Origin of the sequence: Vibrio hepatarius, from assembly GCF_018860525.1 — a bacterium.
Classification (GTDB): Bacteria; Pseudomonadota; Gammaproteobacteria; order Enterobacterales; family Vibrionaceae; genus Vibrio; species Vibrio hepatarius_B.
The window spans coordinates 20,872-39,350 of the sequence record NZ_JAHKPM010000021.1 but is presented as its reverse complement, the minus strand read 5'-3'; the positions used below and the strand labels follow the sequence as shown (position 1 = coordinate 39,350).

15 protein-coding genes are annotated in these 18,479 nt (G+C 41.4%); 9 read left to right on the top strand and 6 right to left on the bottom strand.

The features are described from left to right. Nucleotides 1–29: 29 nt before the first annotated feature. On the bottom strand, nt 30–1,115 hold the full coding sequence (locus KO511_RS06475) for an AI-2E family transporter (RefSeq protein WP_215986651.1): 1,086 nt from the start codon (nt 1,113–1,115) through the stop codon (nt 30–32). Between the two features lie 290 nt (nt 1,116–1,405). Further along, the gene (gene hemL, locus KO511_RS06470; protein ID WP_215986650.1) at nt 1,406–2,701 is read right to left on the bottom strand and encodes a glutamate-1-semialdehyde 2,1-aminomutase; all 1,296 of its coding nucleotides are present in this window, start codon (nt 2,699–2,701) and stop codon (nt 1,406–1,408) included. A 255-nt stretch (nt 2,702–2,956) separates the two neighbouring features. On the opposite strand from hemL, the gene erpA reads away from it, so the two are divergent. The 3 genes from erpA (at nt 2,957) to KO511_RS06455 (ending at nt 7,784) form a co-directional block, all read left to right on the top strand. Continuing rightward, nucleotides 2,957–3,298, top strand: a complete 342-nt coding sequence (gene erpA, locus KO511_RS06465) for an iron-sulfur cluster insertion protein ErpA (protein WP_125321440.1) — start codon at nt 2,957–2,959, stop codon at nt 3,296–3,298. Nucleotides 3,299–3,569: 271 nt separating this feature from the next. Beyond that, the gene (locus KO511_RS06460) at nt 3,570–4,652 is read left to right on the top strand and encodes an efflux RND transporter periplasmic adaptor subunit (RefSeq protein ID WP_215986649.1); all 1,083 of its coding nucleotides are present in this window, start codon (nt 3,570–3,572) and stop codon (nt 4,650–4,652) included. Between the two features lie 9 nt (nt 4,653–4,661). Beyond that, nucleotides 4,662–7,784: an efflux RND transporter permease subunit gene (locus KO511_RS06455; protein WP_215986648.1), complete on the top strand. Its 3,123-nt coding sequence runs from the start codon at nt 4,662–4,664 to the stop codon at nt 7,782–7,784. Nucleotides 7,785–7,811: 27 nt separating this feature from the next. Here KO511_RS06455 and KO511_RS06450 read toward each other — a convergent pair whose 3' ends face one another. After that, entirely contained in the window at nt 7,812–9,098 is a 1,287-nt protein-coding gene (locus KO511_RS06450) for a peptidoglycan DD-metalloendopeptidase family protein (protein WP_215986647.1), read from the bottom strand. A 129-nt stretch (nt 9,099–9,227) separates the two neighbouring features. Here KO511_RS06450 and tyrS point away from each other — a divergent pair, with 129 nt between their 5' ends. Further along, entirely contained in the window at nt 9,228–10,415 is a 1,188-nt protein-coding gene (gene tyrS, locus KO511_RS06445; protein ID WP_215986646.1) for a tyrosine--tRNA ligase, read from the top strand. Between the two features lie 378 nt (nt 10,416–10,793). Further along, the gene (locus tag KO511_RS06440) at nt 10,794–11,639 is read left to right on the top strand and encodes a magnesium transporter (RefSeq protein ID WP_215986645.1); all 846 of its coding nucleotides are present in this window, start codon (nt 10,794–10,796) and stop codon (nt 11,637–11,639) included. Here KO511_RS06440 and dacB read toward each other — a convergent pair. Beyond that, nucleotides 11,618–13,051 carry a serine-type D-Ala-D-Ala carboxypeptidase gene (gene dacB / locus KO511_RS06435; RefSeq protein ID WP_215986644.1) on the bottom strand — a complete coding sequence of 478 codons (1,434 nt, stop codon included), beginning with the start codon at nt 13,049–13,051 and terminating at the stop codon, nt 11,618–11,620. The two genes, KO511_RS06440 and dacB, sit on opposite strands and share 22 nt — an antisense overlap. A 102-nt stretch (nt 13,052–13,153) precedes the next feature. After that, the gene (locus KO511_RS06430; protein WP_215986643.1) at nt 13,154–14,206 is read right to left on the bottom strand and encodes a porin; all 1,053 of its coding nucleotides are present in this window, start codon (nt 14,204–14,206) and stop codon (nt 13,154–13,156) included. Between the two features lie 346 nt (nt 14,207–14,552). Between KO511_RS06430 and KO511_RS22405 the strand changes: the two genes are divergently transcribed. Both KO511_RS22405 and greA read left to right on the top strand, forming a co-directional pair. After that, nucleotides 14,553–14,681, top strand: a complete 129-nt coding sequence (locus KO511_RS22405) for a hypothetical protein (RefSeq protein WP_289847770.1) — start codon at nt 14,553–14,555, stop codon at nt 14,679–14,681. 49 nt (nt 14,682–14,730) lie between these two features. After that, nucleotides 14,731–15,204: a transcription elongation factor GreA gene (gene greA, locus KO511_RS06425; protein WP_215986642.1), complete on the top strand. Its 474-nt coding sequence runs from the start codon at nt 14,731–14,733 to the stop codon at nt 15,202–15,204. 128 nt (nt 15,205–15,332) lie between these two features. Here greA and yhbY read toward each other — a convergent pair whose 3' ends face one another. After that, entirely contained in the window at nt 15,333–15,629 is a 297-nt protein-coding gene (yhbY, locus tag KO511_RS06420) for a ribosome assembly RNA-binding protein YhbY (protein ID WP_215986641.1), read from the bottom strand. Between the two features lie 112 nt (nt 15,630–15,741). Between yhbY and rlmE the strand changes: the two genes are divergently transcribed. Both rlmE and ftsH read left to right on the top strand, forming a co-directional pair. Next, nucleotides 15,742–16,371 (top strand): 23S rRNA (uridine(2552)-2'-O)-methyltransferase RlmE, encoded by a 630-nt coding sequence (gene rlmE, locus KO511_RS06415; RefSeq protein ID WP_215986640.1) that lies wholly within the window; start codon nt 15,742–15,744, stop codon nt 16,369–16,371. A gap of 107 nt (nt 16,372–16,478) precedes the next feature. After that, a complete protein-coding gene (gene ftsH / locus KO511_RS06410; RefSeq protein WP_215986639.1) occupies nt 16,479–18,431 on the top strand; it encodes an ATP-dependent zinc metalloprotease FtsH in 1,953 nt (650 codons plus the stop codon). Nucleotides 18,432–18,479 lie beyond the last annotated feature (48 nt).

Sequence of the window (18,479 nt, the reverse complement as noted above, 5' to 3'; positions counted from 1 at the left end):
ATATTCTTGAAGCTTGCTGTTGAGTGCTTTTAGTTTTGATCTTGCTCGTCGAGAAAATCTTGGAACTCTTCTTCATATATATTAAACAGCACTATGGTGATAGCAAAAATTAAAGGACCATAGATGAGTCCAATGAGTCCAAATAGATGTAACCCCCCAAGTAAGGAGAAAAAAATCATTAGGGTATTCATACCTGCACTGCCTTGCATCAAAAATGGCCTCAGTATGTTATCGATTGAGCCTACTACGGCTATGCTCCAAATCATCAGGAACCCCCCCCATGTTGTATCACCTGTTAAAAATAGATAGATAGTTGCGGGTATCCAAATGAGAGCGGTACCGACTACGGGAATAAAAGAAGCAAATCCCATCATCGTTCCCCAAAAAAGCCCTTGAAAGCCAGCTAACCACATACCAAGCCCACCAGCAAAACCTTGGGCAATAGCGGTCATAAAAGAGCCCATAACGGCAGATTTAGATACTTTTTCTATTTCATCAAGTAGTTTATCTTCTTGGCTTCTAGACAGAGGGAGGATATGGCGAAGTGCCGAAATAATTATGTCGTGGTCACGAAGTAAAAAGAATAATACGAACAACATTAAAAAGAAGTTGAGCAGAAAACTGGTGGCATCACCGAGTATTTTGGCACTAAAACCAACTAAGTTAGAACCAAATGATGTTGCAAATTGTGCAACTTTTTGACCGATTTCTTGTGGTTTAATCTCATCAAAAGGAAGGTATGTATTGACAATAGAGAGTACTTTTACCACTGAAGGATGATCAAACAAGGCTTGTATGCCACCTTGTGTAACCCATTGGTATACATTTTGTGAGAATGTCGAACCTTGTTGCACTATTGCAGCAAAAACGAATAATAGAGGCAGTACTATGATGACAGTCAGCAGTGTGCAAGAGAGTAGCGAAGCCAAGTTTCTATGATTGGTTAAGCGCTTTTCAATTTTGTCATGCACGGGAAACATCAGAAGTGATATGATGAAAGCCATTACAATTGAGTTTATATACGGCTCAACCAGCAAGAAGCAAGCTAAGCCTGCGGCTAGTAGAGCAATGATTATTACCCAGTGGCTTGATGTGATTTTAAGTTTTTCTGGCACGTTTGCTATCCAAATCTTCACGATGATGTACGTATAATGGCTATAAAGAGCTGAGTCTTCAACGTAAAATCAAAATGTTATCTGTAGAGGCGTTGTTTATGGGATGTTGTAACGAAGAAAAGTCTTGCTGTAGTGGTGATAGAACTAAGCTAAAAGTCCCCTGGTTTTGGTTAATAGTTATTTTACTGAGCATTTTAGCTGCGATTTATTGGAAATAGTATTTGTTAGGAACTACCGACCTTTTATTTCAAAAATCATAAAAAGTTGGCAGATCCTAATTGAATAGATAACTACTTGGCTTCTTTGGCTAAAATAGCAAAGCATCGTTCCGCAGCTTCTAATGTTGCTTCAATTTCTTTACTTCCATGAGCTAAAGACGTAAAACTTGCTTCGAATGCGGAAGGAGCAAGATAAATACCGTGCTCAAGCATAAGATGGAAGAAACGCTTGAATTGTTCAACATCACATTTAGCTACATCTTGATAGCTAGTAATCTGATTTTGTTCTGTGAAGAAAAAACCAAACATACCTCCAACTTGATTGACCACAAGTGGAATGCCATGCTGCTCAGCCAGAGCTTTGAAACCTATAGCTAGTTGGCGGGTTTTGGTTTCAAGGGCTTTTTCGTTGCCTTCTTCTTTTAGTAAGTTTAGGCATGCATAACCAGCTGCCATTGCAATCGGGTTACCAGATAGAGTGCCAGCTTGATAGACAGGACCAGTTGGTGCTATGTATTGCATAACCTCTTTTTTCCCACCAAATGCTCCAACTGGCATTCCCCCACCGATAACTTTACCAAGTGTTGTAATGTCAGGAGTGATTTTGTAGTAACCTTGAGCTCCGCCTAAAGCCACTCTAAATCCAGTCATTACTTCATCAAATATCAATAGAGCACCTTCTTGGTCACATAACTCACGCAGTCCTTGATGGAATCCTTCAACTGGAGGAATACAGTTCATGTTACCAGCCACAGGTTCAACAATAATGCAGGCTATTTCCCCTTTGTTGGCTGCAAAGAGTTCACTCACTGAATTTAAATCATTGAAGCTAGCAGTTAAAGTATGTTTTGCAAAGTCTGCGGGGACGCCTGGTGAGCTTGGCTGTCCGAGAGTTAAAGCGCCTGAACCTGCTTTGACGAGTAGGCTGTCAGCATGGCCGTGATAACAACCTTCAAACTTGATAATTTTATCTCGACCTGTATAGCCACGAGCTAGGCGAATCGCACTCATTGTTGCTTCCGTACCTGAGCTTACCATACGTACTTGTTCCATTGATGGAACTAATTCAGAGACTAATTCGGCCATTTGGATTTCCATTTCTGTTGGAGCTCCAAAACTTAGGCCTTTTTGAGCGGCCTCAATCACCGCCTCACGTATTACTGCATGGTTGTGGCCAAGGATCATTGGGCCCCAAGAGCCTACATAATCGATATAGGCTTTGCCATCAGCATCGAAAATTAACGAGCCGTCAGCACGCTCTATAAAAATGGGTGCTCCGCCAACACCGTTAAAAGCACGTACAGGGGAATTGACACCACCAGGAATGATTTTCTGTGCTTTTTCGTAAAGCTCCGCTGATTTGGTCATGGATACATCCTCATGTTGATTACTTTGGACCAATTTTGGTGTGTATTGTACCTGTCCATTGCACTTCATGAAACATTTTGCACTATGGTATGGGTGTTTTTTCAGCACTAAGGCCGTGATTTGACGAAAATAAATCGACTTAGGTGGTGAATACTTGAACGGATAACTCAGGTATTAGATAATAAGAGGATTAAAAAATAATAATCTATCCGATACTACCAATGGTTATTGGATTGAAATGTGAGAGAGGTCGTCGTGAGTGAAGTCAATATTCCACTAACTTTTTCAGATGCTGCCGCCAAACGTGTCGGAGTATTAATTGCTGAAGAAGAAAATCCTAACCTCAAGTTGCGTGTGTATATTACAGGCGGAGGTTGCAGCGGTTTTCAATATGGTTTCACATTCGATGAGAATGTGAATGAGGGCGATACGACAATCGTCAATACCGGCGTTACTTTAGTCGTTGACCCTATGAGTTTACAGTATCTAGTCGGGGGAGAGGTCGATTATACTGAGGGGCTAGAAGGCTCACGTTTCTTCGTTAGCAACCCAAATGCGACGACGACCTGTGGTTGTGGCGCTTCATTTAGTGTGTGAAGCCTTATTTTACACAAGCCGCGCTCATCAGCCGCGGCTTTTTAGTTTCAAACGATCTCATTTTCTTCTTGGCTATTAGCAGAAAACTAAGTGTAGAGAACCTTTCTATGTTTAACTTCTAAACAATGCAAAAATTCAAAGGTAAATCGTTCCTGATCGCTAATAACTGAGACCTTGGCTAAATTACTGGCTAAGGTTATTTTATTTTTTAGCGGTTCATTTATATTCTGAGCTAATTATATCTATTGCATATAATCAGCAAAGGATTGTTATGAGCGGATTGTCACTTTTCCACTTTCTTTCAGCAAGACCCTACATTATCCCATTAACTATTATTTTAGTTCTATCTGTTTGGTTAGGGCTTGGTAGTCTTAAAGCTAAAGAAGATTTGATATCTACGAATCAAGATGAAAATCCGAAGGCAAAGGTAGTATTCCAAACATTTACAGCTCATCTAACTCAAAAGTCGATTGATTTATATGGGAGAACAGCACCTGATAAGCAAGCCAAGCTTGGTGCAGAAATTGCCGGGAAAATAGTTGTTCTCGCTGTAAGCAAAGGTGAGGCAGTGACCAAAGGACAAATAATTGCACATATTGATAAACGGGATCTAGACATTCAGGTGGAGCGGGCTGAGGCCTTGCTTAAAGTAAGGGAAAAAGAACATAAGGCAGTCCAATCACTGAAAAACAAAGGGTTGCAAGGGGAAGTTGCTTTCAGTAAAGCACAGGCAGATTTAATAGAAGCTAGAGCTGGAGTAAGAAACGCTAAAATCGCTCTTAGAAATACAGCAGTAAGGGCCCCTTTTAATGGAGTGATTGAGCACTTGTATATTGAGCTAGGTGACTTTGTTGGTGTCGGTGATCCGGTTGCGACCTTGATTGATCTCAGTCAAATTGTGATTGAAGCTGACGTTAGTGAGCGACATATTCAAGATTTGGTTATTGAACAACCAGCATGGGTCACCTTTATTGATGGCCAGAGAACTGAAGGAAAAATACACTATATTTCCCGATCCTCCTCCGTTACGACTAACACTTTCCCGATAGAGATCCTCATACCAAACCCGCAGCAAAGAATCCCAGCAGGTGTAAGCGCACAGATTGAACTGAATTTAAGGCAGCAACTGGCAGTGAAAGTGACGCCTGCAATGTTGGCTTTAGATGAATCTGGCAATCTAGGCGTAAAAACTCTGGATGAAGACGTAGTCGACTTTATTCCGGTCCAGTTAGTAAAAGCAGAGCAAGACGGCGTTTGGCTAACAGGGTTGGGGGAAAAAGTGCGCATTATTACGACAGGGCAAGGATTTGTGCGTGATGGCGATAAAGTAATTGCTATTGAACATAAAAGATAGGGATATTCTATGTACACCTTAATTGATGCAGCATTATCCAGAGTAAGGACTATGTTGGTTCTGTTAGTTTTTGTTTTAATTGCTGGTATTTCGACTTATTTCACTGTACCCAAAGAATCTAGCCCAGATATTACTATCCCCATTATCTATGTCTCCATCGGGCACCAAGGCATTTCTCCCGATGATGCAGAGCGCTTGCTAGCTCGTCCTATTGAGCAAGAACTTCGTTCGATTGAGGGAGTAAAAGAAATGACTTCTACAGCATCTGAGGGACACGCCTCAGTGATGCTTGAGTTTAGTGTAGGGGTAGATCTGAATAAGGCGATGGCAGATGTGCGTGAAGCCGTCGATTTGGCTAAGCCTAAACTTCCTGAAGATAGCGATGAGCCTACAGTTAATGAAGTCACTTTTGCATCACAAGAGCCTGCACTCACCGTGGTTCTTTATGGTGCAGTACCAGAAAGAACCACGGTTAAGATTGCTCGTCAGTTAAGAGATAAACTTGAAAGCTTTCGCCAAATTCTTGAAGTTGATATAGCAGGAGATAGAGAAGATATCGTAGAGATAATAGTTGATCCCTTGCTTATGGAAAGTTATAGCCTTGATCAGTCTGACATTTACAATCTAATTGCTTTGAACAATCGAGTGGTTGCGGCTGGTTTTGTTGATACAGGATACGGCCGATTTTCAGTCAAGGTACCTTCAGTTTTTGATTCAATTAAAGATGTGCTTGAGTTGCCAGTAAAAGTAGATGGTAAGCAAGTGATTACTTTTGGAGACGTAGCGACAGTTCGGCGAGCATTTAGAGATCCGGAAAGCTACGCTCGTTTAGATGGTCAGTCTGCTGTCGTTTTAGATGTAAAGAAGCGAGCAGGTGAAAATATTATTGAAACTGTAGCTTTGATCAAGCAAACATTGATTGAGGCACAAAAGTTACAAGCTTGGCCGAATAATCTGCAGGTTAAATACACATGGGATCAATCGAAAGATGTCAAAATGATGCTTAATGATTTGCAGAACAACATTTTATCAGCGGTTATTCTCGTTGTCATCGTTATCATTGCTATTCTTGGCGTTCGCACTGCATTTCTTGTTGGGATCTCTATTCCTGGTTCTTTTCTTACTGGCTTGCTGGTTCTGGCTGTATTTGGTTTAACAATCAATATTGTAGTGTTATTTTCATTAATAATGGCTGTTGGTATGCTGGTGGATGGTGCAATCGTTGTTACCGAATTTGCGGATAGGCGTATGCAAGAAGGAATGATGCGTAGAGAGGCTTATAGAGAGGCGGCCAAACGCATGGCTTGGCCTATTACGGCATCAACTGCTACTACCTTAGCTGCTTTTGCACCATTACTTTTTTGGCCTAATATCACTGGGGAGTTTATGCAATATCTTCCGCTGACATTAATGGCTACTTTGTCCGCATCATTAGCAATGGCACTCTTGTTTGTACCTGTAATGGGTAGTTTATTTGGAAAGCCACAGCAGGTGACAAAAAAGCAAGGTGATATAATGCTTGCTCTTGAACATGGCGACTTTTCTAAGGCAACAGGCTTAACTAGGCGATACTATCAGGTTTTGGATAGAACGCTTCATCATCCGCTTAAAATCTTTTGCAGTGCTATAGTGTTAGCGATTCTTGTTGGTTGGGTTTATGCAAAATCGGGCTTAGGTGCAGAGTTTTTCCCCGAAGTGGATCCTCCATTTTTTACGGTTAAAGTTCGTTCACATGGTGATCTGTCACTTAATGAAAAAGACGCCATCATGCGTGATATTGAGTCTGTAATGCTTGGACATGATGAGTTTGAAAGTGTTTATACCAAAACAGGAGGTGATGATGAGATAGGTCAAATTCAAATTACTCCCGTTGAGTGGCAATATCGCCGTAAGATCAAAGCAATTATTGAGGAATTAAAACAATCAACTGACCAGTATGCTGGGGTTGAGATTGAATATAAATTTCCAGATGCAGGACCTCCCGTCGAGCATGATTTAGTTATAGAGCTCTCCTCCCAGATACATGATGAGCTTGATGGTGGGGCTAAAATTGTTCGTCAGTGGGTGGATGCCTACCCAGCTTTTACCAATATTAGCGATACTTCTAGTAAAGGTGGTATTGATTGGCAGATCGATATACGTCGCGATGATGCTTCTCGATTTCTTGCTGATGCAACCTTGGTAGGCAATTCGGTTCAGTTTGTAACCAATGGCCTTAAGCTAGGTGATTATTTGCCAGATGATGCTACAGAAGAAGTGGATATTTTAGTTCGATATCCTGAAGAGAAAAGAGATATAGGCCGTTTTGATCAGTTGAGAGTGAAGACGGCTGCTGGCATGGTACCAATTACTAATTTTGCCAGCATTATCCCTAGCGTTAAACAAGATACAATTCGACGTGTTGATGGCAAAAGAGTAATTAATATATTTGCTGACATTAAAGAAGGTTATAACTTGACGCTGGAGCTGCCTAATATAGACCTAGCGCTGACAGAACTAAAATTACCTAATGGAGTTGAATTCAAAATACGAGGTCAAAATGAAGAGCAGGAAAATTCATCAGCTTTTTTACAGAAAGCATTTTTGATTGCATTAGTCGCCATGGCGCTCATTTTACTGACTCAGTTTAATAGCTTTTATCAAGCATTTTTAATTCTTAGCGCGGTGCTATTTTCTACCGTAGGTGTTCTTATTGGCCTACTAATCTTCCAGAAACCTTTTGGTGTGATTATGTCTGGGATTGGTGTGATTGCGTTAGCTGGTATAGTGGTCAACAACAACATTGTGTTAATTGATACTTATAACCAATTAGTTAAGCGAGGTGTGGAAAAGCGTGATGCTATTTTGCGTACTGGTGTTCAGCGTTTGAGGCCTGTTTTGTTGACCACGGTAACTACAATTTTAGGTTTATTGCCGATGGTATTAGAAATGAATATTGACTTGATTAATCAAAAAGTTGAATTTGGTGCACCCAGTACACAATGGTGGTCCCAGCTTGCTACTGCTGTAGCTGGTGGTTTAGCATTCGCAACATTATTGACGCTAATTTTAACCCCTTGTCTTTTGATGCTAGGCCGTGAGCATTCGATTGAAATCGATACTAAGGGTAGGGCTAAGCGCGCCCGAACTTAAACCATTAAGCCCGGGATATACAGTGGATTATCGGGTAGCGAGTAACTCACCATAACGGTTTAGTTTCTCTAATCTAAGTTTTGCATTGGCAATAAAGGTTAGCTTATTCTTTCCTTTCAATGATTTAGCCTGAGGCAGCTTCACGGTTCGTGGGTTCTTGTGGACACCATTGACCAAAAACTCGTAATGAAGATGAGGTCCCGTTACTCTTCCCGTTCCACCGAGAGTGCCTATTGTTTGACCTTGTTTTACTCTTTGGCCTGTTTTTACTTTGCGTTTTGTTAAGTGAAGGTACTTAGTAATGTAAGTATTACTGTGCCTGATGAATACGTAATTACCGTTGAACTGGTTATAGCTGGATTTTTGAACTACGCCATCTCCAGCCGCCCAGATGGGCGTACCTACTGGCGCAGCATAGTCGGTGCCACGGTGCGCGCGAACCTTGCCAGTCACGGGGTGGCGGCGGCGAGGGTTAAAGTTTGATGAGACACGACGAAAATCTACAGGCGAACGAAGGAAAGCTTTTCGCATTGCTCTACCATTTTCGTCATAATAATTGTTATCTTTATCATTCAAAATGGCTTTAAATGTATCCCCTTGATTGGTGAAAACCGCTGCAATGATTTTTCCTTGACCTACCACTTCGCCTTCAACAATTCGGTCCTGATAGAGAATCTCAAAATGATCTCCTTTTCGGATATCGAGTGCAAAATCAATATCCCAGCCAAAAATACCTGCTAGATCCATAATTTGATTGGCTGTTAAACCTGCATTGACCGCAGCATTCCAAAAATTTGAAGTAATATCGGCTTCAGCATAGTTGTATTGATGATGTACTTCCTTTTTCTCCAGCTTAGAGCTAAATCCTGTTTCTGTTCGTGTGATCAAAAAGGTTTCGTAGGCACTGATTTTACGGGAGATTTGTACTAATTGGTTATTAATGTCAAAACCAAATAAAAAGGTATCACCTGGACGAATACGGGTGAGCTGTTTTTTTATGTCTTTATTCGAGGTTGTAAGTTGATATAAAAGGCGAGGGGAAAGGCTAGCTCTTTGAAAAAGTAGAGCCATAGTATCGCCAGAACCAATGGTATGTTTTTCCCAGCGCAACCCTGCATTCGTGCTGGCTGAGCTTGATGCTATTAATGAGCTGATGTCTATATCGACGGGATAGTATTCACCGAGTTGGTAGAGTTTTTTCTCCGAACTTAGATCTCGAGGTGAAGGAAGCAACAGTGCAATAACAATTAATGCACTAAATAAAGTAATAAAAGCTCTGTGTACCGATGGTATCTGATTGAAAATAGACAGCATGTTATGTTCGTTTTAAAAAAATCAGCAAATATAGTCACCTGTTTAGTCTAACTGGTTTCAAAAGTCCTCGCTATTCAAGTAATATGGTAAATCACTAAATTTTTGCCAAATCTGTGGGAGTGAACAAGAATGGCGAGTATTGAAGCTGCATTAGCCGAAATTAAACGCGGTGTTGAAGAGCTAATTCCTGAAGAAGAGCTGATAGAAAAGCTAAAAGAGAATCGCCCCCTACGAATTAAGTTGGGGGCGGATCCTACAGCACCAGATATTCATCTTGGTCATACGGTTATTTTCAATAAGTTACGCTTGTTTCAAGAGCTTGGTCATGACGTCACGTTCCTTATCGGAGATTTTACCGCTATGGTGGGTGACCCGACGGGTAAGAATACTACCCGTCCACCGTTAAGTCGTGAGGATGTCATTCGCAACGCTGAAACATATAAAGAGCAGGTTTTTAAAATTCTAGATCCCACCAAGACTAAAATTCAGTTTAATTCTGAGTGGTTATCAGAACTTGGTGCCGAAGGTATGATCCGTCTTGCTGCGAATCAAACGGTTGCTCGCATGCTTGAGCGTGATGACTTCAAAAAGCGTTATGCTGGTGGTCAACCTATTGCTATCCACGAATTTATGTATCCCCTACTTCAAGGTTGGGATTCTGTTGCAATGGAAACGGATGTAGAGCTTGGTGGTACAGATCAGAAATTTAACCTGTTGATGGGACGTGAGCTACAAAAAGCGAATGGACAGAAGCCACAGACAGTATTGATGATGCCCTTACTTGTTGGTCTTGATGGCGAGAAGAAGATGTCTAAATCTGCCAACAACTATATAGGTATAAGCGATGCGCCAAGTGAGATGTTCGGTAAAATCATGTCTATATCGGATGATTTGATGTGGAGCTACTATGACTTGCTTTCTTTTCGTCCACTAGAGCAAATTGCTCAGTTCAAAGCCAGTATTGCAGAAGGAGAGAATCCACGTAATTTAAAGGTTCTACTTGCTAAAGAAATTATTGCACGTTTTCATAGTGAGGCTGATGCGGATGCAGCAGAGCAGGAGTTTGTCAATCGATTTGCTAAGAACCAGATCCCAGATGAAATGCCAGAATTTGTATTTGATGCAGGGTTGCCTGTCAGTAATCTACTAAAAGAAGCTGGGTTATGTGCGTCGACTTCCGAAGCAATGAGAATGGTAAAACAAGGTGCAGCAAAAATAGATAGTGAAAAAATTGGCGACGCTAAGTTTTTGCCACAGTCAGGTACTTATGTTTTCCAAGTCGGTAAGCGTAAGTTTGCACGAATCACGATAAAATAGTCATCATCCTTGTAAAGAGAGTGCCGTTCTGGCGCTTTTTTTACACGGAATATTGTCAGTATTGGAATTATTTCCACAGAATTAAATGCAATGAATACGACTCTTTGTTATCATCACCCTGCTGTCATCTTGGCAGTTTATTTGGAGTTTTTTATGAACAATATCGACCATCCTCCTAGTATGGAGGGAGAAAAATAAGCCAGCATCGGTGTTGATTATTAATGTCTCTACCATGCGGTAGGGGACCTCCTTTCTAAAGTAAACCTCAAGTTTTTCTCCTTTCTTTCTAGAATCTAAGTTGCTACCAGTCTGTGATAACTACTTTCAAGATTGTTGTAACTTGATGGTCGTTACCTATTGCTAATCGGGAGATTCGCCATGAAGGTAATGAGCAATACATATATTGAAAATACTGCCTGTTTTTCTAAGCAAGAAATTGGATCTGTTCGCAATGCTTTTTTGCAATACGAACAAGATAAGCAGGTGCATTTATTAACTGTAATGCGTATTGAAGAAGCCGTCGCTATTTTACAGCACTGCTCTGTAGGGTACGTACAGCAGCTAATTACTATGCTTGAAAACGACGGGCACGATAAATTGGCACGTCATTATGCACACCAGTTAGGCTTTATTCACTCGGAAGTTGAGACTTCTAATAGCTATTTAAAAACATCGGTACTAAATCATGTTAAGCAGCGCATTGGCTGGATTGTATCACTAGCATTGCTAGGTATTGTCTCTGGGCTTATTATTGCCCAATATGAAGACACCTTGAGCCAGCTCGTTTTATTGGCTGTTTATATGCCTGTAATTGCTGCAGCCGGAGGTAATACAGGAAGTCAGGCTGCTACTTTAGTTATTAGAGCTTTAGCGACAGGAGAGCTTAGGAAGCGCCAATGGCTAGCTGTTTTTTGGAAAGAAGGCCGAATAGCTGTTTTTTTGGCACTCGCGATTGCGATCGTGATTGTTGTCCGAGTTATGTTGTTCAGTGGTAATGCCTCAACGGGAGGTTTTGCACTGAGTTCAATAGCAACAGCGATAGCTGTCGCGCTATTTATTCAAGTTACTTTATCGACCACACTGGGAGGATTGTTACCCATTTTAGCTAGGGTGTGTAAACTGGACCCAGCGGTTCTAGTGAGTCCAGTATTGGCATCGATTGTCGATATATCAGGTATGTGGATCTTTTTTAATGTTGTGAATCATTTTTTAGGAATGTCCTGACTGAAACTAACAACATCTCGGTAGAACATTTTCTCAAATTGGGTAATTGGAGCGATAGTTGGAAGACTGTCGCTATTCTTCTTTTCAGGAAAATAATCAGCAATGTATTGCACAAACAATGTAGATGGTTGGCCTGAGTGGTTTAATCCAAAACCGGCCATATTGTGGCTACCATACAATGAACCACTTTTGGCGATGATTTGACCTTTTATAGGTTCCTTTCGCATGCTGCGCCTGTACTTGAGTGTTCCTGATTCTCCTGATTTTGGCATTAGGTTAATCAGTTGTAGTTGGTCATCATTGAGCCATATATGACGTAAAATCTTCGCCATAGTAAGGCTAGAAAATCGATTGTTACGAGAGAGTCCAGATCCGTCGGCCATAGGGATATCGCGTAAATCTATTCCGGTATGTGCAAAAATGATTTGTTTGATAGCTTGAGTACCATTATTAAAACTACCGGGTTGAATATAGAATTTTGCACCTAAGGTTTTAGTCAGGTTATCAGCAATTAGGTTGTCAGACTCTCTGAGCATAGTAGTCAGAAGATTGATTAGTGGTAAGGAGTGATGGGTTACTAGGTTTGAAGTTACTTGTGATATCCCCGTTGGAGTCCCTATCTTAATTGAGCCAGAAAATGGAAGTTTTATTTTACTCAGCATATTATTTAGCATGCGTTGGGTGTAGAGCTCAGGGTCTTGGACGGCAAATTTTAATGGCAAAGGCTTAGAGCGTTTAATCAAGCAGCCCTGTAATTGATAGTGATTATTAGGAGACGTGACCAATTCAAGCCTGCATTGTGTACTTTCTTGGTGATCTTTGGTGACGCTTGATGCTTGAGTGGTGACGTATACAGGAAAGTGTTCAGGAACATAGACTCTAGTTTGACCGTCATCTTGTGTGTATATTGAAGCTTGGACACAGTTTCCATCAAGAGTAATGGCTGTTGCTGGGGCACTATAACAAACACCAAGAATATCCCACGGCCAACCGACGGCTCGGTCATAACCAGTAAAGGCGTTATTATCAAGCCATATATTTCCGTCTATTTGTTCTAAACCATTACGTTTTGCAATTAAAAACAGTTGCTTTAAGTCCTCTGTGGTGAGAGTTGGGTCCCCGGAAAAGTGGATAACAATGTCTTTATCTATTTGCTCAAGCCGTGTTTCATAACGAAAATTGTCACCGAGCTCAAGCTTCGCTGCTAATGCTGTTACCAGTTTTAGCGTACTTGCTGGTGGAAAAAAGACGTCGTTATTCTGTGTATCAAATAAGGTATCTTGCTGGCTGAGAGATTCAATTATAAGACTGGCTCGGCTTCCTTGGGGTAATTGCTCTGCTGGCAAATAGGCAAAAACTGGTAATGAAAGAAGAGACACAAAAAAGACTAAAAACAATTTGGAAAGTTGCATAGAGTAAAGCCACATGACCTAAAGATGAAAAGCCAGTATAGCCAGTAAAAAATACGCCCGCTATAAGCGGGCGTAATAAGACGGCACTATTTAGCTGTAAAATTAGAAGTCGTAACGTAGACCCAGTGCTAGCTCATCTTCTGCATCTGCTTTGGTGATGTTTTTCGTAGTGTCTTCATCAAGTAAGTTGAAGTTATATGAGATATAACCACGGAAGTTTGGCTTAAAGTAATATGTCGCATCGAGTGCTACGTTATCTGCCTCATCTTTTTTCGTGCTAGATTTATCGCTTTCAAGGTAGTTATAGCTAGTTGTAAAGACTGTCTGTCCGAGAGTATAAGCCGCTGCAAATTCGTAGCCAGTCAAGTCTGTGGTATCGCTTTCACCTTTAATCTGGTCTTCGCCATCAACGAAGGTACCTGCAAAGTAAAGGTTATTGATAGAATATGAGGCTGCTAGCATATATTGGCTACGCTCAGTATAATTACCGGTAGCCTTACCGTTATCTAGCTCTGCTTCATTGCCATCTGCATAACCAGCACCTAGCTTAAGGCCCGTTTCGCCGATTGCGTAAATAGCCGATAGAGAGTAGCCATCTGCGTCATTGTCCTTATAGCCATTGTTACCGTCGGCTTCAGCATCAGCAAAGCGGTAGCTGCCTTTAAGACCTAAATTTTGGAATTGACCTTTGTAAGAAACCATATTGTCTGAACGATCTGCGATAGCAATTTTGTAAGCCGCTGAGTTACCGTGATAAGCCATGATATCGGTAAAGTCAGTGATTACACCCAGCGCACCGTCGTTTTTACCATAAGTGACCTCACCAAATGTACCACCAATACCACCGTATAGATAACGGTTGGTTAGATCTGATGAGCTATTGTTACCGTCGGTAGCGCCACCATTATCGTTAGTCGTAAACTCGCCTTCATAGAAACCAACGCCGTATAGGCTCTCTGTGATTTGGGCTTTACCTAAGAAGTTCAGACGTACGCGTGAGTTATCTTCTGCCTTGCCATCTTTTAGTGCTAAACGTGCTTCGGCACGACCGCCTAATTCGATAGAGTTACCATCTTGATTGTAGATTTCTGCTGCATTTGCAACAGTAGCAACTGCGGCAGTTGAAACTGCTAGAGCGATTAGAGTTTTGTTCATCTTATTGGTCCTAATTTACTGTCCATAAATAGTTTTTAGGAAGGGTATGAGTGTCACCCTCTCCATTTTTTCTTCCATTCTATGGTTGTGAGTGCATAGCTTCATGACAGGTTATACACGCAACTAGAACCATAGAGGTCTTGCTGGTTGTTGTTGTAACGCCAAAGTTCCATGAAGAGTTAGTAAAAAGATATAAATCCAGATTATGAACGGTGTTTTATTTTAGGTAAAAAATGATCAATTTGTTGTTTTTTAAAGAATTAATCAACCTTTGTCTGTATGGCTTTATATTTGTTAAATTTAGTTTTTTTTATCATGTGACCGGTAGTGTGAGGAGGTTTAAACTGTGGATTTAGTTAATGAAATCCCCTTATTTATAACTTGGCGAACGCTAGAGATGAATTCAGGTGATTTAGTCGCTGACTTTGTTTACACTAGAGAAAATAGTCCAATAATTCGCTACCCTTCAGCTTGATTGGGTGGTTTCGTTTTGTCCAAAGATAGCTTTGGCAATGAGGTAAAACATGGAAAAAGTCCCAATGACAGTACGCGGTGAACAAATGCTGCGTGAAGAATTAGACCGCTTACTCAAGCTTCGTCCTCAAATTTCTGAAGCTATTGCAGAAGCGCGTGAACTAGGCGATCTTAAAGAAAATGCGGAATATCATGCTGCTCGTGAGGAGCAAGGTATCTGTGAGGCTCAGATTAGAGATATTGAGTATAAGTTGTCTGTAGCTCAAGTAATTGATGTTTCAAAAATGGATAATACAGGTAAAGTTATTTTTGGCTCGACAGTGACTGTAATAGACTGTGATACTGAAGATGAAAAAACGTACCAGATTGTTGGTGATGATGAGGCGAATATCAAAGCTGGACGTATTTCAGTAAGTTCGCCTATTGCCAGAGGGCTGGTAGGTAAAATGGAAGGTGATGAAGTAGTGATCTCCACTCCAGGCGGCGATCGTGACTTTGAAATTGATAGTGTTAAGTACGTATAAATAATCACACGTGCTGAGTTGCACATAGAGAATTGGTGAATTTGAAGCTATTTTTCTATACGCTAAATTCAAAAGGTCGCATAATGCGACCTTTTTCTTTTTGGTAGCTGTACTGTATTTAAAACCTATTACTTACGAGGTAATTCGATCTTACGTTCTTTACTTGGCCTGTACAGTACAAGGGTTTTACCAATGACCTGTACTTTTTCGCCACCAGTCTCACGTATGATTGCTTCAACGATTAGGTTTTTTGTTTCGCGATCTTCACTTGCTATTTTAACTTTGATTAGTTCATGGTGGTCAAGAGCAATTTCGATTTCCGCCAGAACCGCTTCAGTAAGTCCATTTGCGCCCATAAGTACAACAGGTTTTAAACTGTGCGCTAGGCCTTTAAGGTGCTGCTTTTGTTTAGTGCTTAAGTTCATTACGCGGCCAATTTTCTTTATTACAAGGGTTGAAAAATACCATTTTAACGCCATCTAATCCTGAAGACTATAATTTATTGGGCATAGTGCCCCCTTATCAATTAGGATTTGGATGAGTAAACAGAAACATTCAGCGAGTTCTGGACGTTGGCTGAAAGAGCACTTCGATGATAAATTTGCGAATGAAGCTCGTAAAAAAGGCTACCGATCCCGAGCTTATTTTAAGATGGAAGAGATTCAATCTAAAGATAAGCTTCTCAAATCAGGGATGACAGTGGTTGATTTAGGCGCTGCTCCCGGTGGTTGGTCTCAATATGCTGCTAAGATAGTAGGAGATGGAGGCAAGATAATTGCTTGTGACTTGCTGCCAATGGATCCCATTGCTGGTGTAAGCTTTCTCCAAGGGGATTTTCGTGAAGATTCGGTGCTAGAAGCTTTGTTGGATAAAATTAAACCGTCTATGGTGAATGTAGTTATGTCTGATATGGCGCCTAATATTGCGGGTAATAACTCTGTTGATCAACCTAGAGCTATGTATTTGGTTGAGTTGGCTTTAGATATGTGTCGACAAATTCTAGCGCCCAATGGTAGTTTTGTTGTGAAAGTTTTTCAGGGCGAAGGTTTCGATCAATACGTTAAAGATGTTCGCGATATGTTTAAAGTCGTGAAAATCCGCAAACCTGATTCTTCTAGGGCTCGCTCCCGAGAAGTGTTTATTGTAGCCACTGGTTACAAAGGTTAACTATTTGCTTTATCAAGCAGAGGTTAACACTGTAGCTACAGTTTACAAACTGTAGTACCCTACCTTTAATTACAATTATTTATCGCGAGGCTTACACCTTGAGTGATATGGCAAAAAATTTAATTCTATGGCTTGTAATCGCCGTTGTGCTGATGTCGGTTTTCCAGAGTTTTGGCCCTGGAGACAGTAGTGGCAGAGCAGTTGATTACACCACGTTTGTAAAAGAAGTTGGTCAAGGCCAAATTCAGGATGCAACTTTCAAAGGCGAAGAAATCACTTTCACTCGCCGTGGTGGTGGTTCACGTTATGTGACCTACATGCCTGTATATGATCAGAAGCTTCTGGATGACATGATTAACCAGAATGTGAAAGTGCAAGGTACACCTCCAGAAGAGCAAGGTATACTTAGCACTATCTTTATTTCTTGGTTCCCGATGCTCTTACTTATCGGAGTGTGGATATTCTTTATGCGCCAAATGCAAGGTGGCGGTGGTAAAGGTGCCATGTCTTTTGGTAAGAGCAAAGCTCGCATGATGAGTGAAGAGCAGATCAAGACTACATTTGGAGATGTAGCTGGATGTGATGAAGCTAAAGAAGATGTGAAAGAGTTGGTTGATTACTTGCGAGACCCGAGTCGATTCCAGAAGCTAGGAGGTAAAATTCCTACAGGCGTATTGATGGTTGGCCCTCCTGGTACGGGTAAAACTCTTCTCGCCAAAGCTATTGCTGGTGAGGCGAAAGTCCCATTTTTTACTATTTCCGGTTCTGACTTTGTTGAGATGTTTGTTGGTGTAGGCGCCTCGCGTGTACGTGACATGTTCGAACAGGCTAAGAAGGCTGCGCCTTGCATCATCTTTATCGATGAGATTGATGCAGTTGGCCGTCAACGAGGTGCTGGTGTCGGCGGTGGTCATGATGAGCGAGAGCAGACACTGAATCAAATGTTGGTCGAAATGGATGGGTTTGAAGGTAATGAAGGTGTTATCGTCATTGCAGCTACAAACCGACCTGATGTTTTAGACCCTGCCTTGCTTCGCCCTGGTCGATTTGATCGTCAAGTTGTTGTTGGGTTACCAGATGTCCGTGGTCGTGAGCAAATTCTTAAAGTTCATATGCGCAAAGTGCCTTTGGCTGGAGATGTCGAGCCGTCTCTTATTGCGCGTGGTACACCCGGTTTCTCTGGTGCTGATCTTGCGAACTTAGTCAATGAAGCAGCACTATTTTCGGCCCGTGGTAATAAACGCAATGTTTCTATGGTTGAGTTTGAGCTAGCAAAAGACAAAATCATGATGGGTGCTGAGCGTCGCTCTATGGTGATGTCGGAAGAGACTAAAGAGTCAACCGCTTATCACGAGGCAGGTCATGCAATTGTTGGTCGTTTAGTACCAGAGCATGATCCCGTATACAAAGTTTCTATTATTCCTCGTGGCCGAGCACTTGGTGTGACCATGTACCTACCGGAACAAGATCGCGTTAGCATGTCTCGACAGCATCTAGAGTCAATGGTCTCAAGCCTTTATGGTGGCCGGTTGGCGGAGGAGCTTATCTATGGAGCCGATAAAGTTTCCACAGGTGCTTCGAATGATATCGAACGTGCAACAGACATTGCTCGTAAGATGGTTACTCAGTGGGGATTTTCGGAAAAACTTGGTCCATTGCTTTACGCAGAAGAAGAGGGCGAAGTATTCCTTGGACGCAGTGTTACTCAGACTAAACATATGTCAGAAGATACTGCTAAACTCATCGACGATGAAATACGTAAAATCATTGATCGAAATTATGCTCGAGCCAAACAGATTCTTGAAGATAACATGGATATTATGCATACCATGAAAAATGCCTTGATGAAGTATGAAACCATTGATGCAGGTCAGATTGATGATTTAATGGAGCGTAAATCTGATATTCGAGAGCCTGCTGGGTGGGGTGACAACGCAGATAAGTCGGCGAATAAAGATGAAAATCAGAGTGAATCTAAGCCAGATTCAACGGAAGACGAGGTAGTGTCTTCATCTGATATTGTTGAAGAGCAAGCCCCTGAAAAAAAAGACACTGAGTAAACTTATGTATATAAGAAAACCCCGGGGTTACTCGGGGTTTTGTATTTT

Coding starts and splice junctions, on each gene's coding strand:
- hemL (WP_215986650.1), bottom strand. CDS start 2,701: ATGACCAAATCAGCGGAGCTTTACGAAAAAGCACAGAAAATCATTCCT.
- KO511_RS06460 (WP_215986649.1), top strand. CDS start 3,570: ATGAGCGGATTGTCACTTTTCCACTTTCTTTCAGCAAGACCCTACATT.
- KO511_RS06455 (WP_215986648.1), top strand. CDS start 4,662: ATGTACACCTTAATTGATGCAGCATTATCCAGAGTAAGGACTATGTTG.
- KO511_RS06450 (WP_215986647.1), bottom strand. CDS start 9,098: ATGCTGTCTATTTTCAATCAGATACCATCGGTACACAGAGCTTTTATT.
- tyrS (WP_215986646.1), top strand. CDS start 9,228: ATGGCGAGTATTGAAGCTGCATTAGCCGAAATTAAACGCGGTGTTGAA.
- KO511_RS06440 (WP_215986645.1), top strand. CDS start 10,794: ATGAAGGTAATGAGCAATACATATATTGAAAATACTGCCTGTTTTTCT.
- dacB (WP_215986644.1), bottom strand. CDS start 13,051: ATGCAACTTTCCAAATTGTTTTTAGTCTTTTTTGTGTCTCTTCTTTCA.
- KO511_RS06430 (WP_215986643.1), bottom strand. CDS start 14,206: ATGAACAAAACTCTAATCGCTCTAGCAGTTTCAACTGCCGCAGTTGCT.
- greA (WP_215986642.1), top strand. CDS start 14,731: ATGGAAAAAGTCCCAATGACAGTACGCGGTGAACAAATGCTGCGTGAA.
- yhbY (WP_215986641.1), bottom strand. CDS start 15,629: ATGAACTTAAGCACTAAACAAAAGCAGCACCTTAAAGGCCTAGCGCAC.
- rlmE (WP_215986640.1), top strand. CDS start 15,742: ATGAGTAAACAGAAACATTCAGCGAGTTCTGGACGTTGGCTGAAAGAG.
- ftsH (WP_215986639.1), top strand. CDS start 16,479: ATGGCAAAAAATTTAATTCTATGGCTTGTAATCGCCGTTGTGCTGATG.